The 22,125-nt window shown below is 42.7% G+C and carries 21 protein-coding genes and 5 tRNA genes; all 26 read left to right on the top strand.

Annotated features, from left to right (window positions below; translation table 11 throughout):
- Window positions 1-99: 99 nt before the first annotated feature.
- The 26 genes from EWM62_RS12060 to fcl all read left to right on the top strand — a co-directional run bounded on the left by EWM62_RS12060 (window position 100) and on the right by fcl (window position 22,095).
- On the top strand, window positions 100-684 hold the full coding sequence (locus tag EWM62_RS12060; RefSeq protein WP_129876911.1) for a 50S ribosomal protein L25/general stress protein Ctc: 585 nt from the start codon (window positions 100-102) through the stop codon (window positions 682-684).
- A 184-nt stretch (window positions 685-868) separates the two neighbouring features.
- Complete coding sequence (gene pth, locus EWM62_RS12055) at window positions 869-1,429, top strand: aminoacyl-tRNA hydrolase (RefSeq protein WP_129876910.1); 561 nt, start codon at window positions 869-871, stop codon at window positions 1,427-1,429.
- A 77-nt stretch (window positions 1,430-1,506) separates the two neighbouring features.
- Window positions 1,507-1,704, top strand: coding sequence for a DUF2683 family protein (locus tag EWM62_RS12050; RefSeq protein ID WP_129876909.1), 198 nt, complete (start codon window positions 1,507-1,509; stop codon window positions 1,702-1,704).
- Window positions 1,680-1,961 (top strand): Txe/YoeB family addiction module toxin, encoded by a 282-nt coding sequence (locus EWM62_RS12045; RefSeq protein WP_129876908.1) that lies wholly within the window; start codon window positions 1,680-1,682, stop codon window positions 1,959-1,961. The genes EWM62_RS12050 and EWM62_RS12045 overlap by 25 nt, the downstream gene beginning before the upstream one ends.
- Before the next feature lie 46 nt (window positions 1,962-2,007).
- Window positions 2,008-2,352, top strand: a complete 345-nt coding sequence (locus EWM62_RS12040; protein WP_129876907.1) for a Spx/MgsR family RNA polymerase-binding regulatory protein — start codon at window positions 2,008-2,010, stop codon at window positions 2,350-2,352.
- A 143-nt stretch (window positions 2,353-2,495) separates the two neighbouring features.
- A complete protein-coding gene (locus EWM62_RS12035) occupies window positions 2,496-4,451 on the top strand; it encodes a M1 family metallopeptidase (protein WP_129876906.1) in 1,956 nt (651 codons plus the stop codon).
- Window positions 4,452-4,560: 109 nt separating this feature from the next.
- Window positions 4,561-5,244 (top strand): hypothetical protein, encoded by a 684-nt coding sequence (locus tag EWM62_RS12030; protein ID WP_129876905.1) that lies wholly within the window; start codon window positions 4,561-4,563, stop codon window positions 5,242-5,244.
- Between the two features lie 105 nt (window positions 5,245-5,349).
- A complete protein-coding gene (gene rpsU, locus EWM62_RS12025) occupies window positions 5,350-5,544 on the top strand; it encodes a 30S ribosomal protein S21 (RefSeq protein ID WP_094570052.1) in 195 nt (64 codons plus the stop codon).
- 88 nt (window positions 5,545-5,632) lie between these two features.
- Window positions 5,633-6,547: a tyrosine-type recombinase/integrase gene (locus tag EWM62_RS12020; RefSeq protein WP_129876904.1), complete on the top strand. Its 915-nt coding sequence runs from the start codon at window positions 5,633-5,635 to the stop codon at window positions 6,545-6,547.
- 12 nt (window positions 6,548-6,559) lie between these two features.
- Window positions 6,560-6,907 carry a ribosome hibernation-promoting factor, HPF/YfiA family gene (hpf, locus tag EWM62_RS12015; RefSeq protein WP_129876903.1) on the top strand — a complete coding sequence of 116 codons (348 nt, stop codon included), beginning with the start codon at window positions 6,560-6,562 and terminating at the stop codon, window positions 6,905-6,907.
- A 242-nt stretch (window positions 6,908-7,149) separates the two neighbouring features.
- Window positions 7,150-7,222: transfer RNA gene (locus EWM62_RS12010), tRNA-Thr, on the top strand.
- A 65-nt stretch (window positions 7,223-7,287) separates the two neighbouring features.
- A tRNA-Tyr gene (locus tag EWM62_RS12005) sits at window positions 7,288-7,368 on the top strand.
- 88 nt (window positions 7,369-7,456) lie between these two features.
- Window positions 7,457-7,529, top strand: a tRNA-Gly gene (locus tag EWM62_RS12000).
- Window positions 7,530-7,646: 117 nt separating this feature from the next.
- Window positions 7,647-7,718: transfer RNA gene (locus EWM62_RS11995), tRNA-Thr, on the top strand.
- A 59-nt stretch (window positions 7,719-7,777) separates the two neighbouring features.
- Window positions 7,778-8,965: an elongation factor Tu gene (gene tuf / locus EWM62_RS11990; RefSeq protein WP_129876902.1), complete on the top strand. Its 1,188-nt coding sequence runs from the start codon at window positions 7,778-7,780 to the stop codon at window positions 8,963-8,965.
- Between the two features lie 124 nt (window positions 8,966-9,089).
- Window positions 9,090-9,160 (top strand) — tRNA-Trp (locus EWM62_RS11985).
- Window positions 9,161-9,177: 17 nt separating this feature from the next.
- Entirely contained in the window at window positions 9,178-9,372 is a 195-nt protein-coding gene (secE, locus tag EWM62_RS11980) for a preprotein translocase subunit SecE (RefSeq protein ID WP_129876901.1), read from the top strand.
- A 13-nt stretch (window positions 9,373-9,385) separates the two neighbouring features.
- On the top strand, window positions 9,386-9,928 hold the full coding sequence (gene nusG, locus EWM62_RS11975; RefSeq protein ID WP_129876900.1) for a transcription termination/antitermination protein NusG: 543 nt from the start codon (window positions 9,386-9,388) through the stop codon (window positions 9,926-9,928).
- A gap of 173 nt (window positions 9,929-10,101) precedes the next feature.
- A complete protein-coding gene (gene rplK / locus EWM62_RS11970; RefSeq protein ID WP_129876899.1) occupies window positions 10,102-10,545 on the top strand; it encodes a 50S ribosomal protein L11 in 444 nt (147 codons plus the stop codon).
- Between the two features lie 23 nt (window positions 10,546-10,568).
- On the top strand, window positions 10,569-11,267 hold the full coding sequence (gene rplA / locus EWM62_RS11965; protein WP_129876898.1) for a 50S ribosomal protein L1: 699 nt from the start codon (window positions 10,569-10,571) through the stop codon (window positions 11,265-11,267).
- A 2-nt stretch (window positions 11,268-11,269) separates the two neighbouring features.
- The gene (gene rplJ, locus EWM62_RS11960) at window positions 11,270-11,788 is read left to right on the top strand and encodes a 50S ribosomal protein L10 (RefSeq protein ID WP_129876897.1); all 519 of its coding nucleotides are present in this window, start codon (window positions 11,270-11,272) and stop codon (window positions 11,786-11,788) included.
- Between the two features lie 58 nt (window positions 11,789-11,846).
- Entirely contained in the window at window positions 11,847-12,230 is a 384-nt protein-coding gene (gene rplL / locus EWM62_RS11955) for a 50S ribosomal protein L7/L12 (RefSeq protein ID WP_067061371.1), read from the top strand.
- Window positions 12,231-12,433: 203 nt separating this feature from the next.
- A complete protein-coding gene (gene rpoB / locus EWM62_RS11950; RefSeq protein ID WP_129876896.1) occupies window positions 12,434-16,237 on the top strand; it encodes a DNA-directed RNA polymerase subunit beta in 3,804 nt (1,267 codons plus the stop codon).
- A gap of 102 nt (window positions 16,238-16,339) precedes the next feature.
- The gene (rpoC, locus tag EWM62_RS11945) at window positions 16,340-20,626 is read left to right on the top strand and encodes a DNA-directed RNA polymerase subunit beta' (RefSeq protein ID WP_129876895.1); all 4,287 of its coding nucleotides are present in this window, start codon (window positions 16,340-16,342) and stop codon (window positions 20,624-20,626) included.
- A gap of 69 nt (window positions 20,627-20,695) precedes the next feature.
- Window positions 20,696-21,007: a DUF3467 domain-containing protein gene (locus EWM62_RS11940; RefSeq protein WP_203235035.1), complete on the top strand. Its 312-nt coding sequence runs from the start codon at window positions 20,696-20,698 to the stop codon at window positions 21,005-21,007.
- Window positions 21,008-21,159: 152 nt separating this feature from the next.
- Entirely contained in the window at window positions 21,160-22,095 is a 936-nt protein-coding gene (gene fcl, locus EWM62_RS11935) for a GDP-L-fucose synthase (RefSeq protein WP_129877052.1), read from the top strand.
- Window positions 22,096-22,125 lie beyond the last annotated feature (30 nt).

Genomic DNA, 22,125 nt, shown 5'->3' with positions numbered 1-22,125 from the left:
CCAGAAGCAGGACTTTAGTTGAATAAAAATATTTGTGCGGATTAGATCCTATGAACAATGATCTATGAACCATGAACTTAACAAATAAATAAATAAATAATGAAATCAATTGCTATTAGCGGTTCTCCAAGAGAGAACGTAGGGAAAAGAGACGCTAAAGGACTGCGTTACCAGGGCTTAGTGCCTGCAGTACTTTACGGTGGGCCAACCCAAACCCACTTTGCAGTGTCCGCAGCTGATTTGAGGGCCGTAGTTTATACTCCGGTTGTTCATTTCATCGAGCTTAACATAGCCGGCGCAAAGTCGAAGGCTATTATTAAAGATATGCAGTTCCACCCGTTAACGGAACAACTTATCCACATCGACTTTTTATTGTTAGATGAAAAGAAACCGATCACTATCGAGATCCCTGTAAAATTGACAGGAACTTCTCCGGGTGTTAAAGTGGGTGGTAAATTAGTTCAAAAACTAAGGAAACTGCGTGTTAAGGCTTTGCCTAAAGACCATTTGGATAATATCGAAGTAAGTATTGCAGCCCTTGAGGTTGGTAAATCGGTAAAAGTTAGCGAGATCAGCTTCCCTAACCTTACTATTACTAACGCGCAGGAAGATACAATTGTATCTGTAACTACTTCACGTGCATTACGCCAGGCTGAGCAAGAAGCAGCATCTGGTAAAAAATAATGCCCCCTAACCCCCTGAAGGGGGAACGGAAACTAAAAGCGATAGGTTTTATACCTGTCGCTTTTTTGTTTAATTTAATATATTCGTAGCTTAACAAACATCCGTAAGGATGCTATGCATGGCAATCAGACCATATTTTAGCAAGTTTTTTAAAAGAGTTCCCCCTTCAGGGGGCGGAGGGGGTATGAAATATCTAATTGTTGGTTTAGGAAATATTGGGCCGGAGTATGCAGATACAAGGCATAATATTGGTTTTATGGTGCTTGACGAATTGGCAAAGCAGGAGGGGGCTAAGTTTTACACTATGCGCCTTGCCTCTTATACCGAAGTTAACCACAAAGGCCGCAGCCTGCACCTTATTAAACCAACCACCTACATGAATCTTAGCGGCAAAGCGCTAAACCACTGGATGAAGGAGCTGAAGATCCCTGTGCAAAATGTTTTGGTGATAGTTGATGATATTGCCCTGCCATTGGGTACCCTGCGTTTAAAACCCAAAGGCAGCGCTGCCGGGCACAACGGCCTAAAGCATATCGAGGCTACCCTGGGCAATAATGAATACGCGCGCCTTAGGTTTGGTGTGGGCGATAACTATCCCAAAGGCCGGCAGGTTGATTACGTGCTGAGCGGTTTCGATAGCGACGAAAAGCCCGAGCTGCCCGCCCTGATAGACCGGTCGATAGATATGATAAAAAGCTTTGCTGCCATCGGTACCGAGCTTACCATGACAAAGTTTAACAAGTAAGATGCTCTAAAGCATTATACGATAAAATCCGCTTGCCTGCTATTTGAAGCTTTAGATATAATTGAGTAAATTTGAATATGACAACATTAATAATGCATCCTCAAAATAAAGAGCAGCTGACAGCTTTAAAGGCAGTTGCTAAAGCATTAAAGGTTAGCGTGGAAACAAGTCCTTATGACCCTGAGTTTGTAGCAATTGTGAAAAAGGCAAGTAAAAGCGGCAATTATACAGAGGTTGATCCAAAAGATGTATGGGGCAGTTTAAACTTAAAATAGAAGAGCTGGCCCAAAAGCATTTAAAGCAGCATTATAGATCTGGTGATAAGGGAACACTAAAAAAGATCGAAAAAATCCTCATCGAGCTTTCAGAAACGCCGTATACAGGTATTGGTAATCCCGAACAATTAAAATACGAACTTACAGGGTTTTGGTCAAGACGCATTAATCAAAAAGACAGGCTGATCTATAAAGTTGAAGAGGATGTTGTGACCGTTTTTGTAGTTTCTGCAATGGGTCATTACCATAGTAAGTAGTACACACTCTTCACAAACCCAATTCAATATTTCAAATAAGATACTTATGAAAGTTTACGGCATCACCAATTGCAATACGGTAAAAAAGGCGCTCGACTGGCTAAAGGCTAACAACGTGGCCTACGAGTTTCACGATTTTAAGAAACTGGGTATCAGCGCCGAAAAACTGAGTGAGTGGGATAAAAAAGCCGGCTACGAAAAGTTCATGAACAAACAGGGCCTCACCTGGAAGCAGCTTGACCCCGCCGTTAAGGAAAGCATCAAAACAAAAGATGATGCACTGCAGCTATTGCAGCAAAAAACCAGCATGATCAAACGCCCGGTTATCGAGAAGGGTGATCTGTTGTTTTTTGGGTTTGATGAAGGGGTTTACGAAAAGGAACTTAAATAAGTATCCGTCAAAATAACTCATCAAATTATAACCCGCTAATTATTAGCCCGTAACTTAATTATTACACTTTATAATTTGATAACATTGTGAAATCAATAATTTGTATTATTGTCCTTTGTTTTTACTAAAATCATTATAAAATTATGAAACTGAAACTAATTGCCGGTTGCACGCTGGCTATTATGACCGTTAGTGGCGTTGTGCAGGCGCAGCAGCAGCCACCGGTTAGCACCTATAACTATCACGATTCTTTTGCACCTTTCTTTTACACAAAAAACGGGTCGGAGTTTCGCGCGGCAGATGGGCAGCCGGGGCCAAAATACTGGCAAAACCGCGCCGATTACCAGTTAACCGCGAAGCTTAACGACCAAACCAACGAGGTTACAGGCAGCGAAGTGTTAAACTACACCAACAACAGCCCGCAAAAACTCGACTTTTTGTGGATGCAATTAGACCAGAATTTATTTAAATCAGATTCGCGCGGCTCGGCAATTATACCGCCAAGCGGCAGCCGTAACGGTGGCAAAGGCGATATGTCAAAAGGTGGTTACACCATAAAATCTGTTAAAATTGGCGATACGCCCGTTAAATATTTAATTGACGATACCCGTATGCAGATATTTTTGCCTGCTGGCGTAAACCCTAACGGCGGCCAGGTAAAACTTAATATCGAGTACTCTTTTATAGTGCCCGAATACGGATCGGACCGTACAGGTATCCAGGATACCAAAAATGGTAAAATATACACAGTAGCCCAATGGTACCCGCGCATGTACGTGTACGATGATATAATGGGCTGGAACGCTGTGCCTTACACCGGCCCCGGTGAGTTTTACCTGGAATATGGCGATTTTGACCTGAGCATTACCGCACCGGCCAACCATATTGTAGTTGCATCGGGCGAGTTGCAAAACCCGCAGGATGTTTACACCCCCGAGCAAATAAAACGCTGGGCGCAGGCCGAAAAAAGCGAGCAAACCGTTGTAATACGTTCGGCTAATGAGGTTACCAGCCCGGCATCGCGCCCGGCGGGTAAAAAAGAGCTTACCTGGCACTTTAAAATAAAGAACGCCCGCGATGCATCATGGGGTTCATCGGCATCGTTTATAGTTGATGCCGCTAAAATGGATCTGCCAAGCGGTAAAAAATCTATCGCTATATCGGCCTACCCGGTTGAAAGCGATGGCAACGATGCATGGGGCCGCTCTACAGAGTATGTAAAAAAATCTATCGAGTATAACTCTCAAAAATGGTTCGAGTATCCTTATCCTGCTGCTACTGCTGTTGCCGGCAGGGTAGGTGGCATGGAGTACCCCGGTATAGTATTTTGCAGCTGGAAAGCTAAAAAAGGTTCTCTGTGGGGGGTTAACGATCACGAATTTGGCCACACCTGGTTCCCGATGATAGTAGGCTCAAACGAGCGCCTATACGGTTGGATGGATGAAGGTTTTAACACTTTTATAAATACCTTAACCACTGCCGACTTTAACAAAGGCGAGTACGCAGGTAAAAAACAGGACATCCAAAAATTTGGTGCAGCTGTTACCCGCCCCGAATTGGAGCCGGTATTAAGTACGCCCGAAAACCTGAAGGAACAAAACACAGGCTTGTTATTATACTTTAAACCCGGCCTTGGCTTAACAATGTTACGCGAAACGGTATTAGGGCCAGAGCGTTTTGACTTTGCTTTCCGTACGTATGTTGCGCGCTGGGCGTTTAAACACCCAACGCCTGATGATTTTTTCCGTACGATGGAAAATGCCAGCGGCGAAAACCTTAACTGGTTTTGGAGAGGTTGGTTTGAAAATAACTGGCGCCTTGATGTTGGCGTGCGCGATGTTAAATACGTAGGCGGCGATGTAAGCAAAGGCGCTTTAATTACTATCGATAACCTGGATAAACTGGTTATGCCGGTGGTATTGGATATTAAAACAGTTAGCGGTAAGATTGACCGCGTAAAACTGCCTGTAGAAATATGGGAACGCAACAGTAGTTTCGTGTTTAAATATCCCTCAACCGAGGAGATACAATCAGTTACTTACGACCCTGATAAAGCATTGCCCGATTATAACCCGGCCAACAATGTTTGGCAAAAGTAATATTCATAAAAAACCCGGTTTAGGCCGGGTTTTTTATTGGATTTGAAATGTTAAAATTGAAACCTTTACAGCAATAAACGGGTTTAACAGTATAGCTAATACATCGGCCATGAAACAACTACTTTTGGTTACCATTATATTGGTGTTCGTATCACCGCTTACAAGGGCGCAAAGCGCTTTTAAGGGTACGGTTTATGAGCAAGGCACCAACACCCGTTTAACAGATGTTTTTATACGCAACATTAATAACCGGCAGGTAAGTATTACAGATAAGAACGGAAACTTTGCCATACGTGCAGCCGCGGGCCAAACACTTATATTTAATTCGCCGGGGTACACTTCAGATACCTTGTACCTGATTGATCTTTCCCCTAAAAAAATAACGTTAATTACGCAAACCATATCGTTAAGGCAGGTAAACATAACCGCTAAGCGTACGGCGTTTAACCCCCGCGAAGAGTACCCCGAGGTTTACGAGAAAAGTAAAGTATACGTGTTTTCGCCATCAACCTGGTTTAGCGGCGAAGGCAAAAAAGCCCGCAGGTTAAAGCGCTACTTTCAGCGCGAGGCCGAGCAGCGCAATATCGACGCGGCTTTTAGCCCTGCCTATGTAAGCAGCCTGGTACCTTTAAGAGGTGCCGATCTTGAAAACTTTATGACCATGTTTAGGCCAACATACGCCTTTTTGCGCAGTAACAATGCCGAATCGATGGTGGCGTATGTTAATGATAGCTATAAAAAGTTTATAGCACTGCCGCCTGATAAGCGGGCACCGCAGGCACTAAAGCCGTAAGCAGTACCGCTATGCATGCCGCCTGTAAAAATTATAAAATATTGTATTTCAGATTTAAAAGTAATTTCCTACCTTTGACGTCCCTGAAAGGAGGTATTTGGAATTATGATCATTATTAACGTAAAAGACGGCGAATCATTAGACAAAGCATTAAAACGCTTTAAAAAGAAATTTGAAAAAACGGGTGTTTTAAGAGAACTGCGCAGTCGCCAGGCTTTCGAAAAAAAATCAATTACCCGCAGGCATGAAATTAAACATGCTATCTACAAGCAGAATATGAATTTAGAACCTACTGTTTAATTCTCGTTAAAAAGAATTTTACAGATTTTCTTGTCACTATAAAAAAACTATTTGTACATTCAATTTATTGGGTGTTCAAATAGTTTTTATGTTTTTAGACAGGTTTATACAGTACATCAGGTTCGAGAAAAGATACTCACCCCATACGGTATCAGCCTACCAGAGCGACCTGGAACAATTCCTGCTTTTTTTAAACCCACCCAATACTCCGCCATCGGTTTCGCATCCATCAGATATCAGCCATCACGATATCCGTAACTGGATGGTGCAGCTAATGGATAACAAGGTAACGGCCCGCTCGGTTAACCGCAAAATAGCCACCCTGCGCAAATACTTTAAATTTTTATTGCAGGAAGGCGAAGTTACCACCAACCCAACATCGCGTATTACCGCCCCCAGGGTACCCAAGAACCTGCCAGCCGTAGTTGACGGGGAGAAAGTAACTGCCATGCTCGACGGTAAATTAGATAAGGAGCATGCCCCAACGTTTGCTGACGATTTCCACGGCCTGCGCGATAAACTGGTTATCGAAATGCTTTTTGGCACCGGCATGCGCCTTGCCGAAATTACCGGCGTAAAAGAAACCGATATTAATTTGTATGAGAACACTATTAAAGTTTTAGGTAAACGCAACAAACAGAGGATAATACCCCTGAATACCGAACTTGTGCACCTTGTAAAACGATATACAGAGGCAAAGAAAAGTGAAAATTTTAATAACAATTCGTTAACGTTACTCGTTACAGATAAAGGTGCGGATGCGTACCCTAAACTTATATATTTAATAGTGCAGAAATATCTTTCAAACATATCAACCCAGGATAAAAAAAGCCCCCACGTGCTAAGGCATACGTTTGCAACCAGCTTATTAAACAAGGGTGCCGATTTAAACGCTATTAAAGAATTGCTTGGCCATGCTAACCTTAGCGCCACGCAAATTTACACCCACAACTCAGTAGAACGACTTAAATCTATTTATAAACAAGCCCATCCAAAGGCATAAAAAGGAGGAAAAATGAAAATTACCGTGCAATCTATTCACTTTAGCGCAGATCAGAAATTGTTGGATTTCATCCAAAAGAAGGTAGACAAGCTGGAGACGTTTTTTGATCATATAATAAGCGGCGAAGTGTATTTGAAACTGGAGAACGTAGAGGATGAGGCTAACAAGATAACCGAGATAAAGCTTTTGCTGCCGGGCAATCAAATTTTTGCCAAAGAGAAGTGCAAAACGTTTGAAGAAGCCACAGACCTGGTGGTAGAGAGCCTGCGCAAACAGATAGAAAAACATAAAACTAAAAAAGCGATTGCAGCCGAAGCCGCTAAAAAAGCGGCCCTTGTAACGGAAGAAGATGATTTTTAAGCATATAACAGGGCAAAATTAAAGCCCGGATCGGCAGGCCAAAAGCCTGCCGATTTTTTTTGATAAAAAATTTTGTACAGAGTTTAAATTTTGTAGATTTGCAATCCCTTTCAGAGAGGCTTTAATTGCCGCTGATTAATTGAAAGGGTGGTTCTTTAAAACAAAAAAATAAGCGCAATATTAATTTGCAGCCAAAACCTATAAAGCCTGTAAAGGTAACGCGGTAATGGTAAACAATTTAAGCCTCCTTAGCTCAGCTGGTAGAGCGACTGACTTGTAATCAGTAGGTCATTGGTTCGATCCCGATAGGAGGCTCTGTTTATTTCGGAAAAGTGATACTTAGCTTCCAATTAGGTATTGCAGATCCGAAATTAACAATTGGGGGGATACCAGAGCGGTCAAATGGGGCGGACTGTAAATCCGCTGCTTCGGCTACGAAGGTTCGAATCCTTCTCCCCCCACTATAAATATCTAAAGTGCTAAATTCTAAATTCTAAATTCTAAAATTTGTTTTAGGATTTAGAGTTTAGTTTTTGGATTTTAGAAATTGCGGAAGTAGCTCAGTTGGTAGAGCGATAGCCTTCCAAGCTATAGGTCGCGAGTTCGAACCTCGTCTTCCGCTCAACTTAAGGTCGGATTTCGAATTTCGGATTTCGGACTTAAAGTTTAAGGTTTCAGACAGGGATGAATGGAGGATAAATCCGAAATTGAAAATCCGAAATCCGAAATCAAAAGATAAGCCGACGTAGCTCAGGGGTAGAGCACTTCCTTGGTAAGGAAGAGGTCATGGGTTCAAATCCCATTGTTGGCTCATAATTTTGAATACAAATTATAATTAATAATAAATTAACCTACAAACAAATATAAATCATGGCAAAAGAAAAATTTGACCGTAGCAAACCGCACTTAAACATCGGTACAATCGGTCACGTTGACCACGGTAAAACAACCCTTACCGCAGCTATCACTAAAGTGTTATCTGATAAAGGTTATTCAGAAGCTCGTTCATTCGATTCAATTGACTCGGCTCCTGAAGAAAAAGAGCGTGGTATTACAATTAATACAGCGCACGTTGAGTATTCAACAAATAACCGTCACTATGCACACGTTGACTGTCCGGGTCACGCGGATTATGTGAAAAACATGGTTACAGGTGCGGCTCAAATGGACGGTGCAATTATTGTTGTTGCCGCTACTGATGGTCCAATGCCTCAAACCCGCGAGCACATCTTGTTAGCCCGCCAGGTTGGTGTGCCTTCATTGGTTGTGTTTATGAACAAAGTTGACATGGTTGATGACCCTGAGTTGTTAGAACTTGTTGAAATGGAGATCCGCGAACTATTATCGTTCTACGATTACCCGGGCGATGATATCGCTGTAATTCAAGGTTCTGCATTAGGTGGCCTTAACGGCGAGCCTAAATGGGTAGATAAAATTATGGAGCTTATGGATGCTGTAGATACACAGATCCCTATCCCTCCGCGTTTAACTGATCTTCCATTCTTGATGCCTGTTGAAGACGTATTCTCGATCACTGGTCGTGGTACTGTTGCAACCGGCCGTATCGAGCGTGGTGTTATTAACTCTGGCGAGCAAGTAGACATCCTGGGTATGGGTGCCGAAAACTTAAAATCAACTGTTACAGGTGTGGAAATGTTCCGCAAGATCCTTGACAGGGGTGAAGCTGGTGATAACGTAGGTTTATTGTTACGTGGTATTGAAAAAACTGATATCCGCAGGGGTATGGTTATTTGCAAACCAGGTTCAGTAACTCCTCACACCGACTTTAAAGCAGAGGTTTACGTATTGTCGAAAGCAGAAGGTGGCCGTCACACGCCATTCTTTAACAAATACCGTCCGCAATTCTATTTCCGTACAACTGACGTAACCGGTGAAATTTCATTGGCCGAAGGTGTAGAAATGGTTATGCCTGGTGATAACGTTACTATCACTGTAAAGCTGATCAACGCTATCGCTATGGAAAAAGGCTTACGTTTCGCTATCCGTGAAGGTGGCAGAACTGTAGGTGCTGGTCAGGTAACTGAAATATTAGCATAATTACATCCGCTTTACTGCGGAGCAAAACGGTTAATTTTTGTGTAAAGTACCGGGGCTTTTGTCTCGGTACTTTATTCACAATAAGCAAACACAATACAATTTTCCTTTTTTGGAGATAGTACACACGGGAATAGTTCAACGGTAGAATAGAGGTCTCCAAAACCTTTGATCAGGGTTCGAATCCTTGTTCCCGTGCATAAGCAATTAATAAAATGGCAGGCGTAGCTGAATATATTAAAGAATCGTACATAGAGTTGACCCAGAAAGTAACCTGGCCAACATGGAGAGAATTGCAAAACAGCGCTGTTTTAGTGCTGATAGCTTCTATCATTATTTCGATGGTTATATTTGGTATGGACCAGATCATAGGCTACCTGCTTAATCAATTTTATACTTCACTAGCCTAATTATATATAATAGATGAGTGATCAATTAAAATGGTACGTAGTTAGGGCCATCAGTGGTAAAGAAAAAAAGGTAAAGCAATATATAGATGCTGAAATAAGCAGATTAGGTATAACGCATTTAGTACCGCAGGTACTTATCCCTACCGAAAAATATTACCAGATGCGCGATGGAAAAAAGATTGCTAAAGAGCGCAACTATTTTCCGGGTTATGTATTGATGGAAGCCGCCCTTGATGGCGAGCTGGAGCACATCATCAAAAATGTGAATAGTGTTATAGGTTTCCTGGGCGATAAGCAGGGAAACGCTATCCCTTTGCGCCAGGCCGAGGTTAACCGTATTTTAGGTAAGGTTGACGAAATGAGCGCCCAGGGCGAAACCATGAATGTGCCATATTACGTAGGCGAAAACGTTAAAGTAATGGACGGGCCTTTCAACGGGTTTAGCGGTGTGATTGAGGAAGTGAACGAAGAGAAAAAGAAATTAAAAGTAATGGTAAAGATCTTCGGGCGCCGTACGCCGCTTGAATTGAATTACATGCAGGTAGAGAAAGAATAGTATCAAGTAGTTAGTATCAAGTAGCAAGACAATGCCACGAGAGAAATACAACGATACATCAATAAAATATAAGGGATCCTGATACTTGATACTAAGTACTTGATACCAGAACAATCTTAAATGTTACTTAGCTTCCACTTACTAACATTGAGTTATAATTAAAACAAATCAAAATGGCAAAAGAAGTCGGTGCGATGGTAAAGCTACAAGTGAAGGGCGGCGCTGCAAATCCATCTCCTCCAATTGGCCCTGCATTGGGTGCAAAAGGTGTGAACATTATGGAGTTTTGCAAGCAGTTCAACGCACGTACCCAGGATAAACCTGGTAAAGTGTTACCTGTAGTTATTACTGTTTATGTCGACAAGTCTTTCGATTTTATCATCAAAACCCCTCCGGTAGCTATCCAACTTTTGGAAGTTACAGGTTTAAAAGGTGGTTCGGCTGAGCCCAACCGTAAAAAAGTTGCCAATGTAAATTGGGAACAGGTTGAGACCATAGCTAAAGATAAAATGACTGATTTGAATGCATTTACAGTAGAATCAGCCATGAAAATGGTGGCAGGTACTGCCCGCAGTATGGGGATAACCGTATCAGGTACGGCACCCTGGAATAATTAATTAATACAAATCAGTTAAAGACAGTGGCTAGATTAACAAAAAATCAAAAAGCGGCACTCTCCAAAATTGAGGCTAATAAATCATACACATTACAGGATGCATCAGCATTGGTAAAGAAATTAACCAATACCAAATTTGATTCATCAGTTGATATAGATGTACGTTTAGGTGTTGACCCGCGTAAAGCCAATCAAATGGTGCGCGGTATAGCAACATTGCCTCATGGAACCGGCAAAACTGTACGTGTATTGGTGCTTTGTACTCCTGATAAGGAACAAGAAGCTAAAGATGCAGGTGCGGACTTTGTAGGTTTGGATGATTATATTGCCAAGATTGAAGGCGGATGGACTGATGTTGATATTATCATTACTATGCCAAGCGTTATGGCTAAAGTAGGTAGGTTGGGTAGAATATTAGGCCCTCGTAACCTTATGCCAAACCCTAAATCAGGAACAGTAACACCAGAAGTTGGTAAAGCTGTAACTGAGGTAAAAGGTGGTAAGATCGATTTCAAGGTTGACAAAACCGGTATCATCCACACTTCAATAGGAAAAGCATCTTTCACTGCTGATAAAATTTATGAGAATGCATTAGAAGTATTGCAAACCATCTCTAAATTAAAACCATCGGCAGCAAAGGGCACATATTTTAAGAGCATACATATCTCTTCAACAATGTCGCCGGGTATTACAATTGAAACTAAATCAGTAACGGGAATTTAATCATGAATAAAGAAGAAAAACACGACCTTGTTCTTGCCCTTGCTGATCAGATTAAAGAGTACGGTAACTTTTATATTACCGATACCGCTGATCTAACGGTTGCAAAAGTGAATAATATCCGTCGTCAATGTTTCGAGGCTGATATCACCATGCAGGTTGCAAAAAACAGCTTAATTAAAAAAGCTATGGAAGCAGCGGGCGGTGATTTTGCCCCGATGTTTGATGTATTAAAAGGTTCTTCATCAATCCTTTTCTCAAAATCGGCAACTGCCCCGGCAAAGCTGATAAAAGCTTTAAGGAAAAAAGGTGATAAACCGGTTTTAAAAGCAGCATACATTGATTCAGCGATATTCATCGGCGATAATCAATTAGATACTTTGACCAAATTAAAGTCGAAAGAACAATTGATTGGCGAGATAGTAGGCTTACTGCAATCACCAGCCAAGAACGTTATTTCTGCATTACAATCAGGCGGAAATATATTAGCAGGTGTTGTAAAAACATTACAAGAAAGAGGTTAACGGACACCTTTAAAGTTCGATTTAAACAAAAAAGCATTAAGTAAAAATAAAAAATAAAATGGCGGATTTAAAAGCGTTTGCTGAACAGTTGGTAAACTTAACAGTAAAAGAAGTAAACGAATTAGCTCAGATCTTGAAAGACGAGTATGGCATTGAGCCTGCTGCTGCAGCTGTTGCTGCTGCACCGGCTGCTGGTGGTGGCGATGATGCCCCTGCTGCTGCTGCTGAGCAAACTGCATTTGACGTGATCCTGAAAGAAGCAGGCGGTTCAAAATTAGCAGTAGTTAAATTAGTGAAAGACTTAACTGGCTTAGGTTTGAAAGAAGCTAAAGATTTAGTTGACGGTGCACCTAAAGAGGTTAAAACCGGCGTTACTAAAGAAGAGGCTCAATCTTTGAAAACTCAATTAGAGGAAGCTGGAGCAGTAGTTGAGGTTAAATAATTTAACCACACACAAAATAGCATCAGACTCCGACCATTTTTGGTCGGGGTCTATTGCTGTTTATATACTTTAGATTTGAGACGTAAGATATGGGATATGAAATTCTTACGTCAAAACATGAAAAGATTTCAACGTCTGTCTCAAATCTCACGTCAAATATCTCATATCTAAACACAGGTTTAATAAACTAAAATTATAACACCTTGGCAAACAATAATAACCAAAGAGTAAACTTTGCAACCAGCAGAAAGGTACTTGATTACCCGGATTTCCTGGATGTACAGTTACAATCTTTCCAGGAATTTTTTCAATTGGAAACCACGTCAGACAACCGCTATAAAGAGGGGTTGTTTAAAGTATTTGCCGAAAACTTTCCTATTTCAGATTCAAGGAACATCTTCGTTTTAGAGTTTCTTGATTATTTTATTGATCCGCCACGTTATGATATACGCGAGTGTATCGAGCGCGGGTTAACTTACAGTGTGCCATTAAAAGCAAAACTTCGCTTATCATGTAATGATGCCGAGCACGAAGATTTTGAAACAATTGTACAGGACGTGTACCTGGGAACCATCCCTTACATGACACCTAAAGGTACATTTGTTATCAATGGCGCCGAGCGTGTAATTGTATCGCAGTTACACCGTTCACCTGGTGTGTTCTTTGGCCAAAGCCGCCACACCAACGGTACAAAATTATACTCGGCCCGTGTTATCCCTTTCAAAGGATCATGGATTGAGTTTGCTACAGACGTTAACAACGTGATGTATGCTTACATTGACCGTAAAAAGAAATTCCCGGTTACCACGCTTCTTCGTGCAATAGGCTACGATTCTGATAAGGATATATTAGAATTATTTGAGCTTGCAGACGAGGTTAAAGTAAGCAAATCTGGCCTGAAGAAATTCATTGGCCGTAAGCTTGCTGCAAGGGTGCTTAAAAAATGGGTTGAAGACTTTGTAGACGAGGATACCGGTGAAGTGGTATCTATCGACCGTAACGAGATCATCCTTGAGCGCGAAACCGTATTGGAAGATGACCATATTGATATGATCATTGATGCCGGTGTTAAAACCATCATCCTTAACAAGGAAGATGCTGCCACCAGCGGTGATTATACTATTATATATAACACTTTACAAAAAGATACTTCGAACTCTGAGAAGGAAGCGGTTGAGCATATCTACCGCCAGTTACGTAACGCCGAACCACCTGATGAAGAAACAGCACGTGGTATCATCGATCGTTTGTTCTTCTCTGATAAAAGATATGATCTGGGCGATGTGGGCAGGTACCGCATCAACCGCAAATTAAAGCTGAATACTTCTGACGAAACAAAAGTATTAACCAAGCAGGATATCATCGCGATTGTGAAATACCTGATCAAATTGATCAACTCGAAAGCCGAGGTGGATGATATTGATCACTTGTCAAACCGTCGTGTTCGTACCGTTGGCGAGCAGCTTTACGCACAATTTGGTGTTGGTTTAGCGCGTATGGCGCGTACCATCCGCGAGCGTATGAACATTCGTGATAACGAGGTGTTTACACCGACAGACCTGATCAATGCACGTACGCTTTCATCTGTGATCAACTCGTTCTTCGGAACAAACCAGTTATCGCAGTTTATGGACCAAACCAATCCACTGGCAGAGATCACGCACAAGCGTCGTCTGTCAGCCCTTGGGCCCGGTGGTCTGTCTCGTGAGCGTGCAGGTTTCGAGGTTCGTGACGTTCACTACACCCACTACGGTAGGTTGTGTACCATTGAAACCCCGGAAGGACCAAACATTGGTTTGATATCATCACTTTGCGTACACGCTAAAATTAACAACTTAGGCTTCATCGAAACACCATACAAACGTGTGGTTGACGGTGTTGTACAGGTTAACGAGCCGGTTATTTACCTATCTGCAGAAGATGAAGATGGTAAAACTATTGGCCAGGCTAACGCTTACTATGATGATAAAGGTGTTTTCGCTAATCCACGTGTTAAAGCACGTTTTGAAGGTGACTTCCCTATTATCGACCCGGATAAGCTGGATCTGATGGACATTGCTCCAAACCAGATCACGTCAATCGCGGCATCACTAATTCCGTTCCTGGAACATGATGATGCTAACCGTGCCCTGATGGGATCTAACATGCAGCGCCAGGCCGTACCATTGTTGCGCCCCGAAGCGCCAATTGTTGGTACAGGTTTGGAAGGCCGTGTAGCAAAAGACTCTCGTACCCTTATCAATGCCGAAGGCGATGGTGTGGTGGAGTATGTTGATGCTAACGAGATCAAAATAAGGTACGACCGTAACGATCTTGACCGTTTGATATCATTTGACGGCGATACAAGAAGTTACCTGTTAACTAAATTTAAAAAGACTAACCAGAGCACTACCATCAACCTAAAGCCTATTGTTAAAAAAGGCCAGCGTGTTGAAAAAGGACAGGTGCTTTGCGAAGGCTACGCAACCCAGGATGGCGAGCTTGCTTTAGGTCGTAACCTTAAAGTGGCATTCATGCCTTGGCAGGGTTACAACTTCGAGGATGCGATCGTAATATCCGAGCGTGTAGTGTCTCAGGATATATTCACATCACTTCACGTTGAAGAATTTGAACTGGAAGTGCGTGATACCAAACGCGGAGAAGAGGAATTGACACCGGATATCCCTAACGTATCAGAAGAAGCTACCAAAGACCTTGACGAAGACGGTATCATCCGTGTTGGCGCCGAGGTTAAGGAAGGCGATATCCTGATAGGTAAGATCACTCCAAAAGGCGAATCGGACCCTTCACCGGAAGAAAAACTGTTACGTGCCATATTTGGTGATAAAGCAGGCGATGTTAAGGATGCATCTTTAAAAACCCCACCGTCAATCGCTGGTGTTGTTATCGATACAAAACTTTTTAGCCGTGCCAAGAAAACCACTAAGGCCGAAGAAAAAGCACAAATTGAAAAACTTGATGCTAAACACGATAAAGCTGTAAAAGATCTTAAAAATACTTTGATTGAGAAGTTATTTGAGATCGTTAACGGTAAAACATCACAAGGTGTATTTAATGTTTACAAAGAGCTGTTTGTTGCTAAAGGAGTTAAATTCACCCAGAAGATACTGACCGAACTTAACTACGAGAACATCAACCCAACAAAATGGACAACTGATGATGATAAGAACGACCAGATCAAAACTTTGCTTCACAACTATAACATTAAAGTGAACGAAGAACTGGGCGCTTACCGCCGCGATAAGTTTGCCATCAGCGTGGGTGACGAGCTGCCATCAGGCATTGTTCAAATGGCTAAAGTTTACATCGCTAAAAAGCGTAAGCTTAAAGTAGGTGATAAAATGGCGGGCCGCCACGGTAATAAAGGTATTGTTGCGCGTATTGTACGCGACGAGGATATGCCTTTCTTAGAAGATGGTACCCCGGTTGATATTGTGTTGAACCCACTGGGTGTACCTTCACGTATGAACCTTGGCCAGATCTACGAAACCGTATTAGGCTGGGCAGGTAAAGAGCTTGGTGTTAAATTCGCTACCCCTATTTTTGACGGTGCAAGCCACGACGAGGTAGAAGAGTGGGTTAAAAAGGCAAACTTACCGGCATCAGGCCGTACCTATTTATACAACGGCTTAACAGGCGACCGTTTTGACCAGCAAACAACTGTAGGTATTATCTACATGCTTAAACTGGGCCACATGGTTGACGATAAGATGCACGCGCGTTCTATCGGGCCATACTCGCTTATTACACAACAGCCATTGGGTGGTAAAGCCCAGTTTGGTGGTCAGCGTTTTGGTGAGATGGAGGTTTGGGCGCTTGAAGCATTCGGTGCATCAAACATACTGCAGGAAATATTGACCGTTAAATCGGATGATGTTATCGGCCGTGCCAAAACCTACGAAGCTATTGTTAAAGGTGAAAACCTGCCAACACCATCAGTTCCGGAATCATTCAACGTATTGGTTCACGAGTTAAGAGGTTTAGGTTTGGATATCACGTTAGAGTAATTGTTGTATGTTGAAAAGTTGGAATGTTGAAAGGTTTTTAACATTCCAACCTTACAACGTTTCAACCTTACAACTTTTCAACAACAAAAAACAAAGGAGACTATGTCTTACAAAAAGGATAATAAAATCAAGAGTAATTTCACCACAATTACCATCAGTTTAGCTTCTCCGGAATCTATCCTGGAGCGTTCAAGCGGTGAGGTTTTAAAACCTGAGACCATTAACTACCGTACCTACAAACCCGAGCGTGACGGTTTGTTTTGCGAGCGTATTTTTGGCCCGGTTAAAGATTACGAATGCCATTGCGGTAAATACAAACGTATCCGTTACAAAGGGATTGTTTGCGACCGTTGCGGTGTTGAAGTAACTGAGAAAAAGGTTCGCCGCGAGCGTATGGGCCACATCAATTTGGTGGTGCCTGTTGCGCATATCTGGTATTTCCGCTCGTTGCCAAATAAAATTGGTTACCTGCTGGGCTTGCCAACAAAACGGTTAGACCTGATCATTTACTACGAACGTTATGTAGTTATTCAGCCGGGTATTAAAGAAGCTGACGGGATCTCGAAAATGGATTTCCTGACAGAAGAAGAGTACCTGGATATATTGGATACCTTACCAAAGGAAAACCAATACCTGGATGACAAAGACCCACAAAAATTTGTGGCTAAAATGGGTGCCGAGGCGCTTGAAGAATTATTGAAACGCATCGATTTGGATGAGCTTTCATACAACCTTCGCCACCAGGCAGCTAACGAAACTTCTCAGCAACGTAAAAATGAAGCTTTAAAACGCTTACAGGTTGTTGAAGCTTTCCGTGGTGCGGCTACAAGGATCGAGAATAACCCGTCATGGATGATCGTTAAGATCGTTCCGGTTATACCTCCTGAATTGCGCCCGTTAGTACCATTGGAAGGTGGCCGTTTCGCTACTTCCGATCTGAACGACTTATACCGCCGTGTAATTATCCGTAACAACCGTTTAAAACGACTTATCGAGATAAAAGCGCCTGAGGTAATTTTACGTAACGAAAAACGTATGCTGCAGGAAGCTGTAGACTCGTTGTTTGATAACTCACGTAAAGTTAACGCGGTTAAAACTGAAGGTAACCGTGCTTTGAAATCACTTTCGGACATCCTGAAAGGTAAACAAGGCCGTTTCCGTCAAAACTTATTGGGTAAACGTGTGGATTATTCGGCGCGTTCGGTAATTGTTGTAGGGCCAAACCTGAAACTGCACGAGTGCGGTTTACCAAAAGATATGGCGGCTGAGTTATTCAAACCATTTATCATCCGCAAGATGATTGAGCGTGGTGTGGTTAAGACAGTAAAATCTGCCAAAAAAATTGTTGACCGTAAGGACCCATTAGTTTGGGACATTTTGGAAAACGTATTAAAAGGCCACCCTGTATTATTAAACCGTGCGCCAACGCTGCACAGGTTAGGGATCCAGGCTTTCCAGCCAAAACTGGTTGAAGGTAAGGCTATACAATTGCACCCGTTAACCTGTACCGCCTTTAACGCGGATTTTGACGGTGACCAGATGGCTGTGCACGTACCGCTTGGTAACGCAGCGATTTTGGAAGCCCAGGTATTAATGCTTGCATCGCACAACATCCTTAACCCTGCTAACGGTACCCCTATTACAGTACCATCGCAGGACATGGTGCTTGGTTTGTACTACATAACCAAAGGCCGTAAAACTGACGAAGGACGCATTGTAAAAGGACAAGGTTTAACTTTCTACTCGGCCGAAGAGGTAATTATCGCTTATAACGAAAGGAAAATTGACCTGCATGCCTTTATCAAGGTTAAAGGAAAAATTAAAGAGCGCGATGGCCAGATCGTATCTAAAATAATTGAGACCACTGTAGGCCGCGTGCTGTTTAACCAGCATGTACCCGAAGAGCTTGGTTACATTAACGAGCTGTTGACCAAAAAATCACTGCGTGATATTATTGGCGAGGTTGTTAAAATGACCGGTATGGCACGTGCAGCCCAGTTCCTTGATGATATTAAGGAGTTAGGTTTCAAGATGGCGTTCCAGGGCGGTCTATCATTTAACCTGATGGATATTAACATTCCTGAAGAAAAGGTTACTTTGATAGCCCAGGCTTCTAAAGAAGTGGAAGATGTTATGGGTAACTATAACATGGGTTTCATTACCAACAACGAGCGTTACAACCAGATCATCGATATCTGGACACGTATCAACAACCGCTTAACCGCGAATGTGATGAACATCCTGAGCAACGATAACCAGGGCTTTAACTCTGTTTACATGATGCTTGACTCGGGTGCGCGTGGTTCTAAAGAGCAGATCCGTCAGCTTGCAGGTATGCGTGGTTTGATGGCTAAGCCTCAAAAATCAGGCTCGGGTGGCGAGATCATCGAAAACCCGATCTTATCAAACTTTAAAGAAGGTTTATCGGTATTAGAGTACTTCATATCTACCCACGGTGCGCGTAAAGGTTTGGCGGATACAGCGTTAAAAACTGCTGATGCCGGTTACTTAACCCGTAGGTTACATGATGTTGCCCAGGATATGATCGTTGGCGAGGTTGATTGCGGTACCTTAAGGGGTATCTTCACAACAGCGCTTAAAGATAACGAGGATATTGTTGAGCCGTTATACGATCGTATTTTAGGCCGTACTACACTGCATGATGTACACGACCCTATCACCAACGAATTATTGATCAACGCAGGTGAGGATATCACCGAAGAGATAGCTAAGAAGGTAGAAAATTCACCTTTAGAAGGTGTCGAGATTCGTTCGGTATTAACCTGCGAAAGTAAACGTGGCGTATGTGCCTTATGCTATGGCCGTAACCTTGCAAGCGGTAAACGCGTGCAAATGGGCGAGGCTGTTGGTGTGATTGCTGCACAGTCTATCGGTGAGCCGGGTACACAGTTAACATTGCGTACATTCCACGTGGGTGGTACCGCGTCAAACATCGCGGCCGAGTCTCAGATAAACGCAAGGTTTGATGGTATCATCGAATTTGAGAACGTACGTACAGTAGAATATAAAACCGAAGATGGTATTGTTGATGTAGTATTGGGCCGTTCAGGCGAGTTCCGTATTACCGAAGCAGGCACTAACAAGGTTATTGTTACCAACAACATTCCATACGGTTCATACCTGTATGTAAAGGATGGCAGCAAAATAACCAAAGGCGACCGTATCTGTTCATGGGATCCGTACAATGCGGTTATTATCTCTGAATTTGCAGGTATCTCAACTTTCGAAGCAGTATTGGAAGGTATTACCTTCCGCGAAGAAAGCGATGAACAAACCGGTCACCGCGAAAAGGTTATTATCGATACCAGGGACAAAACCAAAAACCCTGTTATACAGGTAGCTGATAATAAAGGTAACATCATAAAAGGATACAACATCCCGGTAGGCGCTCACATTTCTGTTGAAGAAGGTGAAAAACTACAAACCGGACAAGTTATTGCCAAAATACCTCGTTCAACCGGTAAAACGCGAGATATTACAGGTGGTTTACCACGTGTAACCGAGTTATTTGAAGCACGTAACCCGTCTAACCCGGCTGTAGTAACCGAAATTGATGGTGTGGTAACTTTAGGTGGTGTTAAACGTGGTAACCGCGAGATCACTATCGAAAGTAAAGACGGCCAGGTTAAAAAATACCTGGTGCCATTGTCTAAACACATCCTTGTACAGGATAACGACTTTGTTAAAGCAGGTATGCCATTATCTGATGGTTCTATCTCTCCGGCAGATATCCTTGCAATTAAAGGCCCTGCTGCGGTACAGGAGTACCTTGTTAACGGTATCCAGGAAGTTTACCGCTTACAGGGTGTAAAAATTAACGATAAGCACTTTGAGGTGATCGTTCACCAGATGATGCAAAAGGTTGCCATTGAAGATGCCGGCGATACCCGTTTCCTTGAAAGGGAAGCAGTGGATAGCTGGGACTTTATGACAGAGAACGACGAGATGTTTGATAAGAAGGTAGTTACCGAGCAAGGTGATTCAACTAACTTAAAATTAGGTCAGATCGTATCGCTGAGGAAACTAAGGGACGAAAACTCGATTTTAAAACGTAAAGATTTAAAATTGGTTGAGGTAAGGGATGCAATTGCAGCAACTTCAAGCCCGATGTTACAAGGTATTACCAGGGCATCATTAGGTACAAAATCGTTTATTTCAGCGGCATCGTTCCAGGAAACTACAAAAGTACTGAACGAAGCAGCCATAGCAGGTAAGAAAGACTTAATGCTTGGCCTGAAAGAAAACGTTATTGTTGGTCACTTAATTCCGTCAGGAACCGGTTTACGCGAATACGAAAATATCCGTGTAGGTTCTCAGGAAGAGTTTGACCGCCTGATGGCTTCAAAAACTGAGGAAGTGGAAGCTTAATCAGATTTTTTTAAATACTTTTGCAAAGCCTTCTATGAAAATGGGAGGCTTTGCTATTTTTATATCATCATGGAAGAACAAAACGAAAACCAGATCAACATTGAGCTTTCTGAAGAAGTAGCCGAAGGGGTTTACGCCAACCTGGCTATCATCACCCATTCAAGCTCGGAGTTCGTGCTCGATTTTATCCGCGTTATGCCGGGCGTGCCCAAGGCTAAGGTTAAATCGCGCATAGTATTAACACCCGAGCATGCCAAGCGCCTGTTAGCAGCTTTAGAAGATAATTTAGAAAAATTTGAAGCCATAAACGGCCGCATCAAAATTCAGAACGAGCCAACCGGCTTCCCCATGAATTTTGGCGGCACAATGGGGCAGGCGTAGGGCGAAAGTTCATGGATCATAGTTGATAGTTCATAGTATTTGAGCATTGCGATGATATGATCTATCAGCTATCAATCCTATCCGTTTTGGGCCAATAGTTCACCGTACTAATTCCTACTATGAACTATGAACCATCAACCATGAACCAACAAATGAATAAAAACGATAAAATATACATTGCCGGTCACCGGGGCATGGTAGGTTCTGCCATTATGCGCAAGCTGCAGGCAGAAGGTTTTACAAATTTTGTAACCCGCACCTCGGCCGAGCTCGACCTGCGCGACCAGGCCGCCGTGGCTGATTTTTTTGAGCAGGAAAAGCCCGGATACGTTTTTTTGGCGGCGGCGAAAGTAGGCGGTATTGTAGCCAATAACACTTACCGCGCCGAGTTTTTATACGATAACCTGCAGATCCAGAATAATATTATCAACTCAGCACATATAAACAACGTTAAAAAACTGATGTTCCTGGGGTCCAGCTGTATCTATCCTAAGCTGGCGCCACAGCCGCTTCATGAAGATGCTTTGCTAACGGGTTTATTAGAGCCAACAAACGAGCCATACGCCATCGCTAAAATAGCCGGTATAAAAATGTGCGATGCTTACCGGGCGCAATATGGCTGCGATTATATATCGGTGATGCCCACCAATTTGTACGGGTACAACGATAATTATCACCCGCAAAACTCGCACGTACTGCCCGCGTTGATCCGCAGGTTTCACGAAGCTAAAGAAAGCGGTGCGCCCGAAGTTGTTATCTGGGGGAGCGGTTCGCCATTGCGCGAGTTTTTATTTGCCGATGACCTGGCCGAAGCTTGTGTTTACCTGATGCAGAATTTTAGCGAGGCTGGTTTTATAAACATAGGCAGCGGTAAAGAGATCACGATAAAAGATCTGGCTTTGCTTATCAAAAAAATTGTAGGTTACCAGGGTAACCTAACCTTTGATGCCACCAAGCCCGATGGCACGCCACGCAAATTAATGGATGTATCTAAACTGGCAGCCCTGGGCTGGAGCTACAGGACTGAACTGGAAGAAGGGATTAAGCTTGCATACCGGGATTTCCTGGTGAAACATGTAGAACGATAAGCAGTTATATACATTACTTTGTAACCGATT

Source organism: Mucilaginibacter terrigena (assembly GCF_004168255.1).
Lineage (GTDB): Bacteria > Bacteroidota > Bacteroidia > Sphingobacteriales > Sphingobacteriaceae > Mucilaginibacter > Mucilaginibacter terrigena.
Note: the sequence above shows the minus strand (reverse complement) of the source record. Positions and strands in the feature narration are given on the sequence as shown.